The 20,082-nt window shown below is 73.2% G+C and carries 13 protein-coding genes and 1 pseudogene; 6 read left to right on the forward strand and 8 right to left on the reverse strand.

Annotated elements, in window-relative coordinates; genetic code table 11:
* Positions 1-351 precede the first annotated feature (351 nt).
* The 5 genes and pseudogenes from ABZX22_RS20795 to ABZX22_RS20815 form a co-directional block, all read right to left on the reverse strand.
* Positions 352-1,116 carry a serine protease gene (locus tag ABZX22_RS20795; protein WP_354911359.1) on the reverse strand — a complete coding sequence of 255 codons (765 nt, stop codon included), beginning with the start codon at positions 1,114-1,116 and terminating at the stop codon, positions 352-354.
* Positions 1,117-1,656: 540 nt separating this feature from the next.
* Positions 1,657-3,360 carry an alpha/beta hydrolase gene (locus tag ABZX22_RS20800; protein WP_354911362.1) on the reverse strand — a complete coding sequence of 568 codons (1,704 nt, stop codon included), beginning with the start codon at positions 3,358-3,360 and terminating at the stop codon, positions 1,657-1,659.
* Between the two features lie 308 nt (positions 3,361-3,668).
* Positions 3,669-4,274 carry a hypothetical protein gene (locus tag ABZX22_RS20805; RefSeq protein ID WP_354911480.1) on the reverse strand — a complete coding sequence of 202 codons (606 nt, stop codon included), beginning with the start codon at positions 4,272-4,274 and terminating at the stop codon, positions 3,669-3,671.
* A gap of 2,754 nt (positions 4,275-7,028) precedes the next feature.
* A pseudogene (locus ABZX22_RS20810) lies at positions 7,029-7,445 on the reverse strand (serine/threonine protein kinase); the annotation flags it as partial.
* A 552-nt stretch (positions 7,446-7,997) separates the two neighbouring features.
* On the reverse strand, positions 7,998-8,846 hold the full coding sequence (locus ABZX22_RS20815) for an arylamine N-acetyltransferase (protein ID WP_354911363.1): 849 nt from the start codon (positions 8,844-8,846) through the stop codon (positions 7,998-8,000).
* A gap of 65 nt (positions 8,847-8,911) precedes the next feature.
* Between ABZX22_RS20815 and ABZX22_RS20820 the strand changes: the two genes are divergently transcribed.
* The 6 genes from ABZX22_RS20820 (at position 8,912) to ABZX22_RS20845 (ending at position 17,544) form a co-directional block, all read left to right on the forward strand.
* Positions 8,912-9,604 (forward strand): response regulator transcription factor, encoded by a 693-nt coding sequence (locus tag ABZX22_RS20820; protein WP_354911473.1) that lies wholly within the window; start codon positions 8,912-8,914, stop codon positions 9,602-9,604.
* On the forward strand, positions 9,601-13,071 hold the full coding sequence (locus tag ABZX22_RS20825; RefSeq protein ID WP_354911365.1) for a DUF4153 domain-containing protein: 3,471 nt from the start codon (positions 9,601-9,603) through the stop codon (positions 13,069-13,071). Before ABZX22_RS20820 ends, ABZX22_RS20825 begins: the two co-directional genes overlap by 4 nt.
* A gap of 108 nt (positions 13,072-13,179) precedes the next feature.
* On the forward strand, positions 13,180-14,721 hold the full coding sequence (locus tag ABZX22_RS20830; protein WP_354911368.1) for an amidohydrolase family protein: 1,542 nt from the start codon (positions 13,180-13,182) through the stop codon (positions 14,719-14,721).
* A gap of 150 nt (positions 14,722-14,871) precedes the next feature.
* A complete protein-coding gene (locus ABZX22_RS20835) occupies positions 14,872-15,957 on the forward strand; it encodes an alanine racemase (RefSeq protein WP_354911370.1) in 1,086 nt (361 codons plus the stop codon).
* Between the two features lie 9 nt (positions 15,958-15,966).
* Entirely contained in the window at positions 15,967-16,347 is a 381-nt protein-coding gene (locus ABZX22_RS20840; RefSeq protein WP_354911373.1) for a Rid family detoxifying hydrolase, read from the forward strand.
* Between the two features lie 9 nt (positions 16,348-16,356).
* On the forward strand, positions 16,357-17,544 hold the full coding sequence (locus ABZX22_RS20845; protein WP_354911376.1) for a hypothetical protein: 1,188 nt from the start codon (positions 16,357-16,359) through the stop codon (positions 17,542-17,544).
* Between the two features lie 97 nt (positions 17,545-17,641).
* On the opposite strand, the gene ABZX22_RS20850 is transcribed toward ABZX22_RS20845, so the two are convergent.
* The 3 genes from ABZX22_RS20850 to ABZX22_RS20860 form a co-directional block, all read right to left on the reverse strand.
* Entirely contained in the window at positions 17,642-18,454 is an 813-nt protein-coding gene (locus ABZX22_RS20850) for an alpha/beta hydrolase family protein (protein ID WP_354911378.1), read from the reverse strand.
* A 233-nt stretch (positions 18,455-18,687) separates the two neighbouring features.
* A complete protein-coding gene (locus tag ABZX22_RS20855; protein WP_354911381.1) occupies positions 18,688-19,239 on the reverse strand; it encodes a TetR/AcrR family transcriptional regulator in 552 nt (183 codons plus the stop codon).
* A gap of 150 nt (positions 19,240-19,389) precedes the next feature.
* A complete protein-coding gene (locus tag ABZX22_RS20860; RefSeq protein ID WP_354911384.1) occupies positions 19,390-19,995 on the reverse strand; it encodes a LysE family translocator in 606 nt (201 codons plus the stop codon).
* Positions 19,996-20,082 lie beyond the last annotated feature (87 nt).

The raw sequence follows: 20,082 nt of genomic DNA on the forward strand, positions 1-20,082 counted from the left end.
CGAGCCTCCGCCACCCACCCCGCCCGACGCCGCCGGCGTCACCTCGGGTAGCGCGCCTCAGCGGTCCCCACCGCCCACCCGATGCCCGCGCCGGCGTCACCCTTCGGGTACGGCTTCGCACGGGAAGGCGCCTCCGTGGTCCCCGCCACCCGTCCGTCCAAGGGACGCTCCTCGAGCGCGCCCCGTCCCGCCGTCACGGCGCGCCCTCCGCCGACCCCTTCGGGCAACGCCTGTCACAGTCAGCCCTGACCGCGACCGAACGCCCGTCCGCCGTCACCCCGCCGGCAGGTCCGGGGAACGGGTGCGCAGCCGGCACGCCCGACCCGTCATGTCAGGAGCACCGGCAAGCGGTCAGCTGTACGCGCGGATCGTCGTGCGGATCCAGTCCGCGTAGGCGGGCACGTTCGTGTAGAGGCCGGGACCTTCCGCGCAGGAAGGGCTCTTGGCGCCGGGTCCCGAGGTGACGCCGATGAGCTCCCACCGGCCGCCCCTGCCGCGCTGGACCTGCGGAGAGCCGGAGTCGCCGTTGCACGCCATGGCCTTGGGCACCCGGCTGATCGTGCACAGCCGGGTACTGCCCGCGAAGCCGGGGCCGCACTCGGAGACCGCGCCTCTGCGGGTGTCGAGTTCCTGGAGCTTGTCGGACATCTTCCAGCCGGCCGGGTCGCGGTTGAACTCGGTGATGCCGAAGCCGATGATCCGGGTCGGGGTGCCGGGCCGTCCTGGCCGTTCGGCGATCGGGATGGGCTGGTAGGAGACGGGACGGTCCAGGCGGACCAGCGCGATGTCGTTCTTGCTGGGCGAGTCCTGGGCGTAGCGGGGGTGGGTCACCGCCTGCGCGATCTTACGGACCGTTCCGCCGGTCTTTCGCTGATCGCTGCCGATGCGGATCGTTCCGGCGGGAATCGACCCGACCTCCATGTCGACGCAGTGAGCGGCGGTCGCCACCCACTGCCGGTCGATCAGCACCGCCCCGCACACGCCGTCCTCGAGACCCTGGCCCGGCGCCGAGATCGGGATCGACGCCATGAACGAGTAGGGCTGCGTGGCGTCCTTGCCGTTGATGATCGCGCCGGCGCTCCCGGCCGTCGCCGCGAGACAGGCTGCGCCTGCCACGGCAACGATGGTGGACCGTGACAGACCGCGACGGAACGATTCCATGCCAAACAACGGGATTGACCCCTTCAATGGAGGATGAAGACAAGATCACGCTATCCATCGAAGAACGGCCGGGTCATCACGCCAGCACGTCAACTCAGGGTAGGGATAACCCCCTCCCCGGCCCGTCGCTCGGGTCGGTGCGACAGGGTCCGAAGCGGCGCATCGCCGTAGGACGCGCACAGAGATGCGGATCATGCTCGGCCCGCCCCCCGAAGCCCTCGCGCGCTGCCGGCAGGAGGGGGATTTCGCCGCCCAGCGCCGATGATCGCCCTGGACGGAGCGCGGTTCCCACCAGGGCCGGCGGAAGCAGGATCCGATCAGGTCACGGGCATCGGTCCAGCTGGCGGGATCGCCGGCGAACCTCGGCGAGAAGACCGGGAACCGCTCTGGAACGATGGTCCGGTCGAACCCGGGCGCGTCTCCTCGGCGGGGTGCTGCCAGGCATGGACAGAATGATGCCGCCCGCTGAAACCGCGTCGAGCTCGCGGATGCCCGTCACAGGAACCAGGCGAACCACCAGGCGAGGAATCCGGCGCCGATGACGGCCGCGGCGATGTGCGGCCACCGGCGGTCGCGGAGGAGCGCCGCGGCGGTCAGCGCGGCCGAGGCGGCGGCGATCCAGGTGTAGAGGACCACCGTGCCGGGCACGCCGACGGCGAGAGCGGTCTCGTTCGTGCTGATCAGGGCGTAGACGGACTGGCCGACCAGCCCGGCGAACGCCAAACCGGACAGCCCGCCGAAGGCCGCCAGCGCCCGGCCTCTCAGCGTGCCGGCGATCAGCTGGATCAGGCAGGCGAGGGCGAACAGCGCGAAGGGCGCGGCCAGCCACGGGGACTTCGAGATCTGGTACGGGGCGCCGGTCACGTGCAGGTCGCCCGGCGTCTGGTCCGTGTCGTCGAGGCAGGGGGTGGCCGTGCGCTGGGCCGGGTCGTCGAGAAACTCCACGATCTTGCGGCGGGCGCAGGCGCTGGACAGGAAGACCGCGTGGGAGGCGCGGGCGAACTCCTCGAAGCGGGCGTTGGGGAGCGCTTCGGCCGCCGGCTTGCTGGTCCTGGTGGGCGTGGTCGGGTCGTACTGGCCGCCCAGGACATAGACGGGGGCCTTGGTGGTGGCGTTCACGGGCTCGGCCTTGGGGAGCTGCCAAGCCTCGCACACCGCCTTATCTCCATTTACCGTGAAAAGTCGGGATCTTGGGGTGAAGGTGTTGAACGGGATCTCGTCCTGGCACTGCACCGCGTGATACAGCCCGAACTCGTGCGACACCAACCCCTTGCCCACCGCGTCGGCCAGCGGTTGCAGCAACTCGTCGTGGCCCGTGGCGAGCGCGCCGATCATCGCGGGCGCGACCGCCGCGACGTCCGCCTCGTGCAGCGCCTCGGCCATGATCGTGGCCACGTCGTCGCCGCTGACCCGGGCCGTGAACGTCCTGCCGAGCAGCGGATCGGTCGTGGTCACCTCGGCGGGCCTCGCGTTGAGCCTGGCGGTCATGGCGTTGAAGGCGTCTTGAACGCCGAGCCGCGCCGTCGTGTCGGCCAGATTCCGCTCGGCGTCGTCGTACCACGCGACGCTCTCCGGCAAGTACGAGTCCAGCACCACCGACCGCACCCCCTGAGGGTCGGCCGCCGCCACATCCATCATGACCCTGGTGGAGTAGCTGACGCCGAACAGGTTCCAGGACGCGTAGCCCAACTCCTTGCGTAGCGCGACGACGTCGGCCGCGATCTCCTTCGTGTTGTATCCCCGCAGGTCGACGCCCTGCTTCTGGAGCCTCTCCCGGCACCGGCGGGCCGCCGCCGCGAGGTCGGCGGGCGGCCGTCTGAGCTGTCCGAGCAGCGCCTCGGCCGTCTCGGGGCAGCCGAGGGTCGGCTCGGAGTACTTGTTGCCGCGCTGCTCGACCGCCACCACGTCACGATCGGGGAACATCTGGCTCAGGAACCCGGTGAGCTGGAGGGAGGCCGACGCCGGACCGCCGCTCATGTAGACGACGGGATCCGCTTTCCGGTCCTTGGCGGTGGAGACGTGGACCGCGTACCCCACCTTGATCTTCCTGTCCGGGGCGTCCCTGCGCTCAGGAACTTCGAGGAAGCCGCAGGTCGTACGGGGCGGCATGGCGACCGGGCAGGGGCGAGGGCCGGCCTCTCGCGAGATGGTGACGGGCGGAACGGTCAGGGCTAAGGCGAGCACGACCCGAAAGATCACGTGATGAGACTACCGACGAGACCCCGCGAGCGCGCGGCATCAGGGGCGCGGCCGTCGGACTCCCACCGCGCTCGGCGCACCCGGCAGAGCGCGCCGAGCCGGCCGGGAGGAGCGGCGGACCCGTCGGGATCGCTTCCGAGCCGGGTCCGGAGAGCGCTCGTCGGGATCGCTTCCGGGCCGGGTCCGGAGAGCGCTCGTCGGGATCGCTTCCGGGCCGGGTCCGGAGAGCGCTCGTCGGGATCGCTTCCGGGCCGGGTCCGGAGAGCACGCGTCAGGGGCGCTTCCGAGCCTGGTCCGGAAAGCACGCGTCAGGGGCGCGCCGAGGTGGCTGCGGCGGCGATCGTCTTCAGGTCGAGCCGTAGCTCGTCGGCCGTGAGCCGCTGGCCGGGCGAACCCGACAGCAGACGGAACAGCACAGGAGCCAGCGCCCCCGCCCTCGTCAGCGGCGCCCCCGGTGCGGGCGCGCGTCCCTCGACGGCGGTGAACAGCGTCGCGCCCAGCGCCCACAGATCGGCGGCGGGGCTCACGTTCCCCTCCGGAGCGGAGTACGGGGACATGGCAGGCGCGGGCGCGGGATCGGCCAGCGTCACCGCCCCCGAGCCGTTCACCAGGACGGTCTCGGGCCGCACGTCCCCATGGAAACGACCAGCCCCGTGGAGCGGTGCCAGCAGGTCGAGCACGCCCAGGCCGACCGCGGCCGCCTCCTCGGGGGCCAGCGGTCCGGCCGCGTGCAGGATGTGCTCGAGGGGACGCGGCGGCTGGTCCGGGGCGGACTCGTTCCGGCCGGCCTTGTTCGGCGGCTGCTCCGGGGACGCGGTCAACACCAGTGGACCCGTGAACGTCGGCCGCCGGAACGGCGCGGTCGTCTCGACGATCGGCACCGGATCGGGCTCGCCGGGCGTCGACGCCAGCACGGGCGGCGCGGCGTCCGCGGCAGTTCCCCAACTCGCCGGGGGCCGGCCCGCGGGCGGACTCCCCTCCGCCGGCCCCCACGGTCCAGGCCCGTTCCCCTCGGACGGTGCCCATGGCGCGGGGCCGTTTCCTTCGGAGGGTCCCCATGGCGCGGGGCCGTTCTCTCCGGACGGTGCCCACGGCGCGGGGCCGTTCCCTTCGGGTGGTGCCCACGGCGCGGGGCCGTTGCCCTCGGGTCCCGGTGGTGCGGGGGCGTTCTCTCCGGGCGGTCCCCAGGCTGCGGGGCCGTGGCCGCCAGGTGGTCCCCACGGGGTGGGATTGTGGTCGCCTGGCGGTCCCCACGCTCCGGGGGGCGCCGGAGGCTGCGGACCCCACGCGCCGGGGCCCTGCGGCTGCCCCCACGGCCCTCCCGGGGCGCCGGGAGGCACTGGCCCGCCGGGCAGGGGAGAAGCATTGGGAGGCATCAGGCCGCCGGGCATGGGAGAAGCGTCGGGAGGCATCGGTCCGCCCGGCAGGGGAGAAGCGTCAGGAGGCACCGGCCCGCCCAGCGTGGGCGGAGTGGCGGGAGGGGCGCCCCATCCGGCGGGCGGCGCGGCGGGCTGTGGGGGAGCGCTCTTGCTGGTGTCCTTGGAGCCCCGCCGCAGCACCCGGCGCAGCAACGAGGGCTTGCCGGACGGCGCGGGGCCACTTCCGGTGGGGGCGGGGCCGTTCCCCGCCGGAGAGTACGGCTGGCCGACCCCGGGCATGCCCCCCGGACCCTGGGGCATCCCTCCCGGGTGGGGCGGCATCCCCGCATGGGGCGGCATCCCTGCATGAGGTGGCCCCGCATGAGGTGGCATGCTGCCCGGGTCCTGCGGTTGGGATCCCGGTCCCTGTGACAGGCCAGCGGGGCCGGGCGGCATGGCGTCAGGGCCGAGCGGCGTCCCTGCGGGGCCGGGCAGCCCGGCCTCGGGCGTGGCTCCCGCAGCGGGCGGCATGGCTTCGGGGCCGGGCGGTGAACCCGCCAGGCCGGGGTTCATGGCCTCGGGAGCAGGCGGGGTGTCTCCGGTCGCGCCCAGCACACCGTCAGGCCCGATGGCGTCGAGACCGGAGTCCTGCTCGTGCTCCGTCGGCTCGGCAGAGGCGATGTGGAGCGGCGCCGCATGAGGGCCGAAGCTCTCGAACGCGGGCTGCGGGCCGGCGGGGGCTTCCGCAGGCACAGCGTCCGGTCCTGGAGCAGCGCCTGGGGGCACAACCTGCGGGCCTGAGGAAACACCCGGCTGAAGCACGTGCGGGCCCGAGGGAACACCCGGCTGAAGCACATGCGGGCCCGAGGGAACACCCGGCTGAAGCACATGCGGGTCGGAGGGGCTTCCCTGGTACGGCGTGTGCGGGTCGGAGGGAGTGTCCGGGTACGACGCATGCGGTCCGGAGGGAGTGCCCATGAGAGGCGGGCCGGAGAGGTCAGCCGGGGGTGTGGGGTGCCGGCCCGAGGGAGCGACCGGAGACGCCATGGCCGGCTCTGAGGGAGCGGCCTCCGGGGGGACGGGTGTGGCCGCCTCTGGGGGGAGGACCGTGGGGACCTGCGGAGCGTCCTCTAGGGTGACGGGTCCGGGGACCTGCGAGGCGTCCTCCGCGGGGCGGGCGGGCCGGGTGGGCTCGAGGCCGTCGAAGGGTTGCGAGTCCGGGCGCGACGCCGGGCGGGTGACGTCCAGGGACTCGTGCGCGGGAGGCGCGGGATGGCCACGATGGACGGTGACGACCTGCGTCTTGTCGGGGTCCTCGGCGGATGCGGTCGATGACCAAGGGCCGGACGCGGGGGTCGCCACCGGATGCGCGGGACTGAACGGGGACGGCGCGGCGGGGTCGGGCTCCCAGGGTGAGGGTGTCCATCCGGTAGGCGTTGTCTGCGCCGGGGCGGAGTGCGTCGAGCCGTCAGAGGCCGACGGAGTGGACGGCCCCGATCCGTCCAAGGCGGAGGGACCTGAAGGCGCCAAGCCGCTGGAGGGGGAAGGACCTGAAGGCGCCGAGCCGCTGGAGGAGGAGGAAGCGGATGGTGCCGAGCCGTCGGAGGCTGTCGGGGTCGAGGGGGCCGAGCCGTCGGGAGGCGGTGGGGGGAACTGCAGCGGCTCGCCGGTGGGCGGCGGCGTGGGGAGTGCCTGCTCGCTGGAGGTCAGCGCGGGGGAGGGCGGTGCTCCCGCAGGGGTGGTGGACGGCGGCAACCCGGCCTCTGAGCCCGGCCAGGAGTCCGAAGACCAGGCGGGTGCGGAGTCCGGAGGGGAGGAGTCCGGACGCGAGGCGGGTGCGGAGTCCGAAGGCGAGGTGGGGGAGAAGTCCGCGGGCGAGGTGGGGGAGGAGTCCAAAGGCCAGTCAGGCGAGGAGTCCGAAGGCGAGGCAGGCGGGGAGTCTGGAGGCGAGGCGAATGCGGAGGGAGAGGAGGCGGGAGGCGCGGCGTCCGAGGAGGAGGTGGGGGAGGAGAGCGCGGGAGACGCGGCGGCCGAGGGGGGCAGGCTCGCCGTTCCGGCCAGTTCGGCGAAGGCGGCGGCCACCGTTTCGGCGGACGGCCGGGCGGCCGGGTCGGGGTGCAGCATGTCGGTCAGGACCGGCCCGAGCGGCCCGCCGATCGGGTGTCCTGGCTGCGGGGGCCGTCCCTCCAGGCCGAAGTGGAGCGTCGCCGCCAGCGACCACAGGTCGGCGGCCGGCCCCACCCCCGGGGGCCGGAAGGGGGTGGCCACGCCGAAGCCGGTCAGCACCGCGCGTCCGGTCGGCGTGAGGATGACCGTGGCCGGCTGGATGTCGCCGTGGACCACTCCGACGCCGTGGACGGCCCGCAGCGCCGCCACCAGGTGCACGCCGATCCTGGCCACCTGGACGGCCGGCAGCGGGTGCCGTTCGAGGACGGTCTGTTCGAGGGTGCGTCCCTGGGGGAGGTCGACCACCAGCCACGGCGTGCCGTCCTCGACGATCACCTCGTGGACGGGCTCGATGGAGGCGTGGCCGAGCCCGGTGACCAGTCCGACCTCGCGCCCCACCGCGCCGCACAGTTCCCTGTGGGCCGCGGGGTCGGGCGGGAGCCGGACCTCTCTGATGCCGACGTCGCGGCGCATCAGGTCGTCGGCGGCGAGCCAGAGAGATCCGGCGCCCAGCGGGTGCAGCAGCCGATAGCGTCCGGCCAGCCGGCGTGGGCCGTTCATGGGTCATCTCCATCCACACGCGTGCAGCGACACAGCACCATAGCGGTTTGTCGAGAAATGCGACCATTACCGCTGGCGGGTGATGGCGGCTCGGCATGCGGTCGGCGTGCCGCCCGCCCTAGCCGTCAGGTGCGTGCGGAGGGAGTCGGCACTACCCGGTGCGGCCCGCCCTGGCTGTCAGGGGCGTGTGGAGGGAGGGCGCTGCCCAGTGCGGCCCGTCCTGGCTGTCAGGTGTGTGCGGAGGAAGTCGGCGCTGCCCAGGCCGTTGCGGGCGGCGACCCGGTCCATCGCGAGCCAGCCGCTCGGCCGGCCGCCCGGTCGGCCGAGGTGGCGGGCGTGCCCGGGCCGAGGCTCGACCGGATGACCGGCAGGGACGTCGCGCCGCTCTCGCTGACCGGCCTGTTCTGGGGCGCGCCGCTCTCGCTGACCGGCCCGTTCTGGGACACGTTGCTCTCGCTGAGCGGGCCGTTCTGGGGCGCGCCGTACGAGGTCCTGGAGAAGCCGGGACGCCATACGTCGTCGGCTGCTCCGCGACCGAGCAGGTGCTGGACGTCAGGCCGTCGCCGTCGACGACGTGCTCGCCGAGGCCGTCCAGGCCTCGTGCGCCCTGACCAGCCTGCCCCACAGCAGCGACCGGTCGGCGGCCGGCAGGCTGATGCCGAAGACGCCCTCCAGGGCGGCGAAGTAGGCCGCCTCGGTGTCCAGCGTGGTCGAGGTGGTGTCGTCGCCGATCCTGGTCAGCACGAGCCCGCGCAGGACGTCGACGCCTGAGGCGTCCCTGCGGTTGAGCGTCGCCACCCGGACGAAGCCGGACTCCGGAGAGCTGGACAGGTGCTCGTGCATCGCCGCGAACTCCGGCATCTCCGCCGGTGTCATGCCGAAGTCCATGCCGATGAAGGAGCCGCGCGGGTCGTGGTCGAAGCGCCACCCGCCGGGGGCGACCGTGGAGGGCCGCAGGCCGTACTCGAAGGGGCCCTGCCGGTAGCGGCCCTCGGCCAGCGGCAGGGGTTCGTGCAGCGCGTCGCCCAGCCCTGCGTCGACCAGCCACGCGTCCAGGCCCTCGGCGGAGGGCAGCCGCACGGTCAGCACCAGGTGGTTGCCGGTGACGCCGGGCGCGTCGCCGCGGTTCTGGACGCCGCCGACGTGCCGCGTCACCTCGTAGCCGAGCGCCTTGAGCAGCGTGTACAGCGCGCCGTTGAGGTGGTAGCAGTAGCCGCCGCGCCCGCGCAGGATCCGCGCCGCCGACTCCTCCGGGTCGAGCGAGGTCGGCCGGTCGAGCCAGATCTCCAGCGCCTCGTACGGCACGCGCTCGACATGGGCGGCGTGCAGCGCCCGCAGGTTGTCGAGCGAGGGCGGCGCGCTTGTCAGGCCGAGCCTGCGCAGATAGGCGGTGATGTCCACGACCGACAAGTCTGCACGGGATGTGCACATCTTGGGGAGTGTCGTCTGCACACGTCCCTTCTACGCTGCTGTCCGTGGCAGACCAGCGACGCATCCTCGTGGTCGAGGATGACGAGACGATCGCGCTCGCCGTACGCAACCGGCTGGCCGCCGAAGGCTTCGACGTGCGCGTCGCGGGCGACGGCGAGGCGGCGCTCCTCGCGTACGGCAGGGCGGAACCCGACCTGGTGATCCTGGACCGGCTGCTGCCGGGACTGGACGGCCTGGAGGTGTGCCGCAGGATGCAGGCGGCCAGGCCGGTGCCCGTGCTCATGCTGACCGCGCTCGGCGAGGAGACCGACGTGCTCGTCGGACTCGGCGTGGGCGCCGACGACTACCTCGCCAAGCCGTTCAGCATGCGCGAGCTGGTGGCCAGGATCCACGCGCTGCTGCGCAGGGTCGAGCGGGCCGCCCAGTTGGCGGTCGAGGACACCGTGATCAGGGTGGGCGAGGTCGAGATCGACACCGCGGCCCGCAGGGTGTTCGTGCGCGGGACAGAGGCGCAGCTCACCCGGACCGAGTTCGACCTGCTGCGCCGCCTGGCCGAGCGTCCCGGCCAGGTCTTCGAGCGCGAACGGCTGCTCTCGGACGTCTGGGGCTTCTCCGAGGCGGCCGCCACCAGGACCGTCGACAGCCACGTGCGGGCGCTGCGCCGCAAGCTCGGCTCCGACGTCGTGCGCACCGTGCACGGCGTCGGCTACGCCCTGGTCCGCCGATGAGACCTCTCGACTTCCTCGGCCGCATCAAGGTGAAGCTGGGGATCGTCATCGTCCTGGCGGTGGGCACGGCGTTCGTCGTCAACGAGGTCGGCCTCAACGCGGGCGCCTCCCGCGAGGTCAGGATCGCCGTCGCGAGCGTCCTCGCGCTGATCATGGTGCAGGTGATGGCGCACGGCATGACCAAGCCGCTGCGCCAGCTCGCCTCGGCGGCCCAGACCATCGCGAAGGGCCGCTACACGCTGCGTGTCAGGACCACCTCGCGCGACGAGGTGGGCGAGCTGGCGCGGGCGTTCAACGCGATGGCGGCCGACCTCGGCGAGGTGGACCGGCAGCGCCGCGAGCTGGTCGCCAACGTCTCGCACGAGCTGCGCACGCCCATCACGGCGTTGCGCGCGGTGCTGGAGAACGTCGTCGACGGCGTCTCGGCCGCCGACCCCGTCACCATGGGCACCGCCCTCGCCCAGACCGAACGCCTGGGCCGCCTGGTCGCCCAGCTGCTCGACCTGTCGCGGCTCGACTCGGGCGTGCGGCACCTGGAGGCCGAGCCGGTCGCCCTGGAGGCGCTGCTCGACCAGGCGGCGCGCGAAGCCGCCATCGCGAGGGACGACGTCACGATCAGGCCCGTCTGCGCGCCCGGCCTGGTGGTACGCGCCGACCCTGACCTGCTCGCGCAGGTCCTGGCCAACCTCCTCGACAACGCGGTACGGCACAGCCCTCCCGCCGGCCTGGTGACGCTGTCGGCGGCCGGCCACGGCAGGGGGGTGCGGCTGATGGTGGCCGACGGCGGGCCCGGGATCCCCGAGACGGCGAGGACGAGGGTGTTCGAGCGCTTCTCCAGACTGGACGCGGCGCGGGCGGCCGACGCCGGGGGATCGGGACTCGGCCTGGCGATCGTCAAGGAGATCGTCGAACTGCACGGAGGAGCCATTCGCATCGACGGCGGCGCGGGGTGCCGCATGGTCGTCGACCTTCCAGAGAGGATCACGATGGAACCCGACATGGCGCGACTGGGGATCGCCCCTGAAGGGGCGAAGCCGAGCCCGCGGGATCGCGAGGCGCCATCGGCGGAGGAACGGCCCGCCGAGCCCTTGGCGGACGCCCCCGCCCCGGACCTGGGACCGGTCCCGGTCCCGGCCTCCGCTCCGGACACGGTCGCCGCTCCTCCGGGGCTCGCGGCTCCCGGCCCTGGCGCGTCCGCCGACTCTGGCTCGTCCGCCGACCCGGTCGCCGCCGATCTGGCCGCTCTCCCGGTCGCTGTCCCGGTCGCTGTCTCTGCCGTGGACCCGGCTGTGGACCCCGCCGCGGGCCCGCTTCATGACGCTGTCCCGGCTGTCGGGGCTGTCCCGGCCGCTGCGTCGGTCGCTGTGGCGGCCTCTGTGCCGAGTGCTGTGTCCACCGTGGCCGATGGCCCGGCTCCTGGTGTGGCTCCTGGTGTGGCTTCCGGTCCGGCGGCGCGACCCGGCGTGGCGTGGCCGGGAGAGGCGCCGCCGCCCAGGCCTGTCGGCGGGGTGGGAAGCACTGTCCTGTGGACCGTGGTCGGCCTGACGACCGGCTTCCTCATCGGCCTGTTCCTGGCCTTCTTCATCGGGATCTTCTTCGGCAGCGCCGCGGGCATCCTGGTCATGCTGGTGGTCAGCGCTGCGGGAGCGGCCGTCGGCTCGGCCATCGGATCGGTCAGGGCCCAGTCGGCCCCCCACACCGCTCCAGTCACCGCCGTCGCGCCTGGACGTCCGGGGGCTCCCGGCGTTCCCGGCGCTCCCGGCGTTTCCGAGGGTCCCGGGCACGGAGGTCCTGGCGGTCACGGGGGTCCTGCGCCCTGGGGTCCTGGCGGTCACGCCAATCTCGGCGGTCCCGCGGGTCACGGCAATCTCGGCAGTCCCGTGGGCCCCGGTTCCGAGGGGCTCGGCGGTCCCCCTAATCTCGGCGGTCCCGCCGGTCCCGGTTCCGTGGGCCCAGGCGGTCCCTCGTTCCCGCAGGGCCCGCGGCCGCCCGCCCCGCCGTACGTGCCGCCGCCGCTCTTCCCCAGGCCCGAGCTCCCCGACACGCCGCGCTGGCTGCTGCCCGCCGCCTTCGGGGTGGGCGTGTTCGCCGCCGTCGCGCTGCCCGACGCCCAGGCCGGGCTCGGCATCGCGCTGGTCGCGCTGGTGCTGGGCGCCGCCGCGATGCCCGCCGTCCTGCGCAGGGCCACCCCGTGGACCGTCGCCTACGGCCTGCTCTCCTTCGCGCTCGTCGCCATGGTCACGGTCCGGGACGCCGACTGGCTGCTGCCGCTGCTGCTGGCGACCGCCGGGGGGCTCGGCGCGATCGCCGTCTCCGGCGCGGGCCGCGGCTGGCTGGCGCTGATCAGGGGCGGCATCTCGGTGGCGCTGGCCGTCTTCCCCGTCCCCTGGTTCCTGGCCGGCCCGCTGAAGACGCTGACCGTACGGCGGCGCGTCATGCCGCAGGTGGCGGCGCTCGCCATCACCGCCGTGCTGCTGGCCGTCTTCGGCCTGCTGTTCGCCTCCGCCGACAAGGTTTTCGCCTCCTTCCTCGACCGCCTTTTCACCGCGCCGGACTGGGTCGGCACGCTTCCGCTTCGCGTGTTCGTCTTCGCGGTCTTCGCCGTGCTGATGTCCGCCACCGTGCTGGTGGCCATGCGCCCGGTCGCCGACCCCGTCAGCCCGTCCTTCAAGACCCGGCTGAACCGCAGCCTGTGGGTGGTGCCGCTGACCGGGCTCAACCTGCTGTTCGCCGCGTTCGTCGCGGTCCAGGTCACCGCGCTGTTCGGCAGCAACGCCTGGCTGCTGCGCACCACCGGCCTGACCTACGCCGACTACGCGCGGCAGGGCTTCTTCCAGCTCATGATCGTCAGCGTCTTCGTGCTCGCGATCGTCGCGGTGGCCAGCAGCGTGGTGCGGGCCGAGCGCGGCGACCGCTGGGCGCTGGGCATCCTGCTCGGCGTGCTGTGCGCCTTCACGCTGGTCATCCTGGTGTCGGCGATGCACCGTCTCGACCTCTACACCGACGCCTACGGCCTGTCGCGCCTGCGCGCCTCCGTCGCCGCGACCATCTGGTGGCTGGGCACGGTGTTCGCGGTCGTGCTGGTGGCCGGCGGCGTACGGCTGGCGGGCGGACGCTCGGCGTGGCTGCCCAGGACCATCGTCATGATCACCGGGATCGGGGTGCTGGCCTTCGCGGTGTGGAACCCCGACCTGCGGGTGGCCGAGACCCAGGTCGAGATCAGAGGGGTCGAGCGCATCGACCAGGACTACGTCGGCGATCTCGGCGCCGAGGCGGTCCCTGCGCTGGACAGGCTTCCCGAGCCGTTGCGCAGCTGCGTCCTCGCCGACGTGGTCCGCGTCAACGGCCTGGCCGAGCCCGACCCGTGGAACGGCTGGAACCTCGCCAGAGCCGAGGCGCGCGACCTGCTCGCCCGGCACCCGGTCCTGCCGGCCACGGCGTGCGCGTCCCGCTCGGGCAGGTACTGACCGTTCGCGCGCGTATTCGCAAAGAGATCGCGGTCCCGCAGCCCGCGTTTCCACTGCGAAATGCGCCGCGCGAAATGCAGCAATTCAGAGTAATGATTGAATCTGCCTGTGACTTTCGACGTGGTCATCAGTGGCGGGCGGGTGCTCGACGGCACCGGGGCTCCGGCGTTCAGGGCGGACATCGGGATCACCGGCGAGCGGATCACGGCGGTGGGCCGGCTCGCCGGCGCTCCGGCGGGGCAGGTGATCGACGCCACGGGGCGCCTGGTGATGCCGGGGTTCGTCGACTGCCACGCCCACGGCGACGCGCTGGTGTTCGACGCCGAGGTGCAGCTCGCGGCGCTCCGACAGGGGGTGACGACGTTCGTCCTGGGCCAGGACGGCCTGTCCTACGCGCCGGGCTCGGCGGCGACGGTCGGCTACGCCACCCGCTACTTCGCCGCCGTCAACGGGGTGCACCCCTTTCTCGACGCCGCGGCGAGCGTCGCCGAACTGCTGGCCGGGTACGACAGGGCGACCGCGCTCAACACCGCCTACCTGCTGCCGCACGGCACCATCCGCTACGACGTCATGGGCGCCTCTCCCGCCGAGGCGTCGCCCGAGCAGCTCGCCCAGATGCTCGACCGGGTGGAGCGGGGGCTGGCCGAAGGCGCGGTCGGCCTGTCGAGCGGCCTGGAGTACCTGCCGGGGCGCAACGCCTCCGCCGCCGAGCTGGCCGCGCTCTGCCGGCCGCTGGGCGCGCTGCCGTACGTCACCCACATGCGCGCCTACGGCACGGGCGCCGGGGTCGGGATGGCCGAGGTGGTCGAGATCGCCAAGGCCTCGGGCGCCCCGGTGCACGTCTCCCACCTGCACGGCCCCGCCGACGTGCTGCTGCCGCTGGTGGAGGACGCGCTCGCCCGCGAGGTGGACCTCACCTTCGACACCTATCCCTACCTGCGCGGCAGCACCATCCTCGCGATGATCGTGCTGCCGCCCCAGGTGCCCGCGGCGGAGGTGGACCGGGCGCTCGACATGCTCGAGTCGCCGTCCTCCCTCGCCGACTGGTGGCCGACCCTCGACGACCTGTGGCCGCGGCTGACCGTGTCGCACGCGCCCGGCCAGGAGTGGACCGAGGGGCTCACCATCGTGGAGGCGGCGGGCCGCAAGGGGGTCACACCCGCGGAGTTCTGCCGCCGACTGCTGGTCGACACCCGCCTGGAGGCGGGATGCGTGGTGGCCAGGCCAGACGAGGGGCCCGCAGGCGAGGAGTCGGTGCGGCGGATCCTCCGCCACCCCGCGCACACCGGCGGCTCCGACGGGATCTACGTCGGCGGGCACCCGCACCCGCGCGGCTGGGGCGCCTTCGCCCGCTTCCTCGGCGTCCACGTGAGGGAACTGGGCGACTGGACGTGGGAGCAGGCCGCAGTGCACCTCGCGGCGCACCCCGCCCGCCGCTTCGGGCTGCTCGACCGGGGGCTGCTGCGGCCGGGGCTGGTGGCGGACGTGGTGGTGGTCGACCCGGCGACGGTGGCCGACCTCGCGACGTACGCGGCGCCGCGGACCCCCGCGACGGGGATCTCGGAAGTGCTGGTCTCGGGCGTGCCGGTGCTGTCGCGCGGCGCGCTGACCGGCCACACGCCGGGGCGGGCGCTGCGCCCCACAGGGTGACGGCACGCCGTCGCGGCGCCCGGCCACGCGCGCACGAGGAGCGTCCCTCCGGCGGGCGCGCGCCGGTGACCACGGAGGCGCGTGGGACGGCTTGCCGTACAGGGGAGGGCTGGAGATCAGCAGCCGCGGCGGAAAGGTAGGGTCTGTGCGATGAAGGGGTTTCGGTCGGGGGCGGACGTCCTGGGACAGCCCGTGTTCGGCGGGGCGTTCACGTTCCCGCTGATGGTGGTCAAGCGCACCGCGCTCGAGCACGACATCGCCACCATGGCGGCCTTCACCCGCGACCACGGCATGCTGTTGGCGCCCCACGCGAAGACCCACATGTCACCCGAGATCGCCCGCATGCAGCTCGACGCGGGCGCCTGGGGCCTGACGGTCGCGACCCCGAGCCAGGCGATGGCCGTGCGCGGGTTCGGCGCCTCCCGGATCATGGTCGCCAACCAGGTCGTGGACCCGGCCGGGCTGGCCTGGGCCGCCGCCGAGCTGGACCGCGACCCCGGCTTCGAGTTCGTGAGCTTCGTCGACTCGCGGGCCGGGGTGGACATCCTGGCCCGGCACGCGGGCCGCCGGCCGTTCGCGGTGCTGGTCGAGATGGGGCACCACGGCGGGCGCGCCGGCTGCAGGAAGTTCGACGACCTGCTGGACCTGGCGGCCTACGTGCGGGCGAGCGACGGCGTGGAGCTCGCGGGCGTGGCCGGCTACGAGGGGGCGTTGAAGACCGCCGAGGACGTCCGGAAGTACCTGGCGATCCTGCAGAACGCCGTCGAACATCTCCGCGCGCCCGTGCTCAGCGTCGGCGGCAGCCAGTGGTTCGACGTGATCGGCCGCGAGCTCGTCACCACCCAGGCGAAGATCATCCTGCGCAGCGGCGCCTACGTCACCCACGACGACGGCTACTACCGCGAGCGCACGCCCTTCAACCGGATCGAGGGCTCCCTGCGGCCCGCCTTCGAGATCTGGGCGCACGTGCTGTCCACCCCCGAACCGGACCTGGCGATCATCGGCATGGGCAAGCGCGACGCGCCCTACGACGAGGGCCTGCCGATCGCGCGCAGGCCCGGCCTGACCGTGGTGAAGATGCAGGACCAGCACACCGTCGTCCACGGGGCGCTCGAGGTGGGCGAGCTGGTCGCCTTCGGCGTCTCCCATCCCTGCACCGCCTTCGACAAGTGGCGCGTGCTCCCGCTCGTCGACGACGACTACACCGTCGTCGGCACGATCACCACCCACTTCTAAGGAGATCCGGTGAAGAAGGAACTGAGGACCGTCGAGGGCGCGGCCCCCGTCGGCGCCTACTCGCAGGGCCTCGTGGTCGGCGACTTCGTCTACACCTCCGGCGCGGGCCCCCTCGACCCGCAGACCGGCGAGATCGTCGGCGACGACATCGAGACCCAGACCCACCAGGTCATGAAGAACCTCGGCGCCATCCTCGCCGCCCACGGGCTCGGCTTCGACGACGTGGTGAAGTCGACCGTCCACCTGCAGCACCTCAAGCGCGACTTCGCCGCCTACAACGAGGTCTACAAGTCCTACTTCACCCAGCCGTACCCGGTCAGGACCACGGTCGGCTCGGACCTGATGGACATCCTCGTGGAGATCGACTTCGTCGCGCACAAGAGCGCGTAGGGTTCGCCTGTGGACAGTTCCGTGTACGTCTTCGCCGAGGATCTGCGCAGCGAGGGCATGGAGAAGGTGCTCGACAGGATCCGCGGCTACGGCGTCGGCGGCGTGACCGTCGGCGTCGTGCACCACGGCACCCGCGACGTCACTCCGCACGGGCTGTCCAGGCTCACCCTCCGCCACGACGGAGCGCACTTCTCGCTGCCCGACGACCTGTTCGGGCAGCTGCGCCTGCTTCCCGCGCCCGGCCACCTCGACGTCCTCGACGGGCTGCGCGCGGCCTGCACGGCGCGCGGCCTGAAGTTCCACGGCTGGACGGTGTTCCTGCGCAACGAGACGATCGGCGCCCAGCACCCCGACGTGACCGTGCGCAACTGCTTCGGCGACCGCGGCTACCCCACCGACCTGTGCCCGGCCCACCCCGACGTCAGGCTCTACGCCGTCGCGCTGGCCAGAGCCGTGGCCCGGCTCGGCGTCGACAGCGTGGTGGCCGAGTCGCTGCACTACCGCCCGCTCAAGGCCGAGCGCTCGTTCGTCCCGCTCGGGCCGATGGACGCCTACCTCATGGCGCTGTGCTTCTGCGACTTCTGCATGCGCAGGGCAGGCGACCTGGGCGTCAACGCCGAGGTGGCCCGCGACGAGTGCTCACGCATCGTCGGCGCGGTCCTGGACGGCGAGCCGCCCGCGCAGGGCGAGGTCACCAGGGCGGCGCTGACCGCCTACGCCGGGCCCGACGTCGTCAACTACGCCCGCGCCCGCTCCGAGACCGTCACCTCGCTGGTGTCCGAGGTCTCCGCCGCGGTCGCCGCCGAGGGGTCGCAGCTGACGTTCATCGACGCCACGGGCGCCGTCAAGGGCTACAAGCACGGCCTGCCCTCGCCCGGCCTGGCCGCCCACGACGCGTGGCAGCTCGGCGTCGATCTGGTCGCGCTGGGCGACCTGGTGCCGTCCTTCGGCGTGCTCGGCTACGCCCGCGACGCCGCCCGGGTGGCCGACGACGTGGCCGCCTACCTGCGCTCGGTCGGCAAGGACCGCGAGGTGCGCGCCGTCCTGCGGCCCGGACACCCCGACAGCGACACCGCCGACCGGCTCGTGGCCAAGGTCCGCGCCGCCAAGGCCGCGGGCGCCGCCGCCGTCGACTTCTACGCCTACGGGCTGGTGCCGTACCCGACGCTCGACCGCATCCCGGCCGCGCTCGGCTGACGCTCACGCGCGGCATCGGCCGCGCGTCTGTCGACGGACGCTCGCGAGCAGCGTGGGCCGCGCGTCGGTCAACGCTCGTGACCGGTACGGTCCCGCGTCACCTGACACTCGCCAGCAGCATCGGCAGCGCCCGCTCCAGCTCTCTCGTCCAGTACGGCCAGCGGTGCGTGCCAGGGCCGTAGAGGTTCACGGTGACCTTGACGCCCGCCCTCCTCGCCGCGGCGACGAAGGCGCGGTTCTCCCTCTCGACGAACTCCTCGCCGGCGTCCTTCGGCGTGTTCCGCCCGTCGAGCGGACCCGGCTCGCCGTTCCCGCAGGAGACATGGACGGGGATGCCCTTCAGCCTGCCCGCGAGCGCGGTCGGGTTGTGCGCGGCGAGGTCGGTACCCCACAGCTTGCCGGGGTCGTCGCCGGACAGGGAGGTGAGGTGGTCGACGTCCTGCCGGCTGACGTCGAGCAGGCCGGAGAAGGAGGCCGCCGCCCTGAACATGCCGGGATGCCGCGCCGCGTAGGACAGCGCGCCGAACCCGCCCATCGACAGGCCCGCGACGGCCCGCCTGCCGGTGCCGCCATAGCGCCGCTCCACCAGCTCGCGGACCTCGGTGAGGTGGAAGGTCTCCCACTGGGGGCCGTCCAGCCAGTCGCTGTAGAAGCCGGCGAAGCCCGCCTCCGGCATGACCACGATCACGCCGGCGTCCTCGGTCACCTGGTCGGCCCTGCCGCTGGTCACCCACGCGCTGCCCGCTTCCCTGCAGCAGCCGTCGAGCAGGTAGAGGACGGGCCAGCGGGTGCCCGGACGCCAGGCGGAGGGGAGCAGGATCTGGACCTCCGCCTCCCGCCCGACGGCGGGGGAGTCGACGACCAGGGTGACCAGGCGGCCGTCCCGCCGCTCCGACACGATGACGGGCACGGTCGGCCTCCCGGGACCTGCGCCGCTCGACGGCGTCGCCGCAGTGACGCCGGTCGGCGGCATCGCCGGAGTCGAGCCACTCGGTGCCGCCGGGGTCGCGGCGCTCGGGGGTGCCGCCGGGCCCGCGCCGCTCGGAGGTTTCGCCGGGCCCGTGGCGCAGCCGACGGCGGTCAGCGCCGTGACGAGACAGGCGGCGAGCAGGCGTCGGATCACTGCGGCTCCCTTGTGGGCGGCTACTGCCGTGGTGTCACCCCGTCGAGCACCGCCGACACGGCCCGCCGCGCGAACCCGGCCTCCAGCGGCAACCCCCTGAACACCGCCCGCACCCACACCGCGCCCGCCAGCAGGTCGACGAGCAGCATCGGATCGGTGTCGTCCTTGAGCTCACCCCGCGCCATGGCCCGTTCGAAGACCTCCCGCTCGCGGGCGAACCGGTCGGCGAAGAACCCCCGCGCGTTCAGCTCCGGATGATGTACGGCGGCGCCGAGCGCGGCCACCGCGATGTCGCTCGACGGCGGGCGCGTGATCAACGCGATCATGCCGTCGACCAGGGCTTCGAGATCGCCGCGCAGCGTGCCGGTGTCGGGCTGGTCGAGGGCGAGCGTGTCGGCCTCGACCAGGGCGGCGGCCAGCAGGGCGGGCTTGGACGGCCACCAGCGATAGATGGTCGTCTTGTTGACGCCCGACCGCTCGGCGACGCCTTCGATGGTCAGGTCCTCGTAGCCGCGCTCGGCCAGCAGGGTGAGGGTGGCCTCGAAGATCTCCTGCTGCTTGCGCGGTGCCATACGGGCGATCGTAGCAACGCACCGTTGCGTTGTGCGGGTGAAAGCCGGGTTCAGGCGGTGCGGCGGCGCTTCAGGCGTTGCGACCGCGGTTCATGCGGTGCGGCGGCGGTTCAGGCGTTGCGGTCGCGCTTCAGGCGGCGCGGCTGCGGTTCATGCGGTGCGGCGGCCCGTGAACGCGGTCGCGATGCCCAGGCCGATGTAGACCAGCCCGCTGACGTACCGCAGTGCCGTGGCCCGCTTGGCCAGCCGATCGCTCAACGCCCCCGCCATGAACGCGTACACGATGTCCGACAGCAGCCCCAGCAGCAGCAACGTCCCGCCGTACAGCACGATCTGCATCGCAGGGGACCCGGCCGCAGGGTCGACGAACTGCGGCAGCAGCGCCAGGAAGAACAGGATGACCTTGGGGTTCAGCACGTTCACCAGCACGCCCTCAAGGAACACCGCCCGCAACGGCTGCGGCTCCGCCGTACGGGTGGTCAGCTCCTCCTTGCCGGTCAGCGTCCGCACCCCCAGATACACCAGGTACGCCACACCCGCCCACTTCACCACCGCGAACCACGTCGCCGACTGCGCGATCAGGTAGGACAGGCCGGCGGCCGCGGCCGCGATGTGCACGAGCGTGCCGGTCTCCACCCCGAACGCGCTGGCCAGCGCCGCCGACCTGCCCTGAGACAGCCCCCTGGCGGCGATGTAGAGGTGGTTCGGCCCGGGGATGAGGACCAGGGTGAGCGAGGCGGCGAGAAAGAGAAGCATGCGCTGACGCTACGCCGGACGTGGTCCATGGATGTGGTCCAATGACCGGTGTTTCCATGGGTCCAATGGGAATGTCCGCCGGTCATG

Source organism: Nonomuraea sp. NPDC003804, from assembly GCF_040610675.1.
GTDB lineage: Bacteria > Actinomycetota > Actinomycetes > Streptosporangiales > Streptosporangiaceae > Nonomuraea.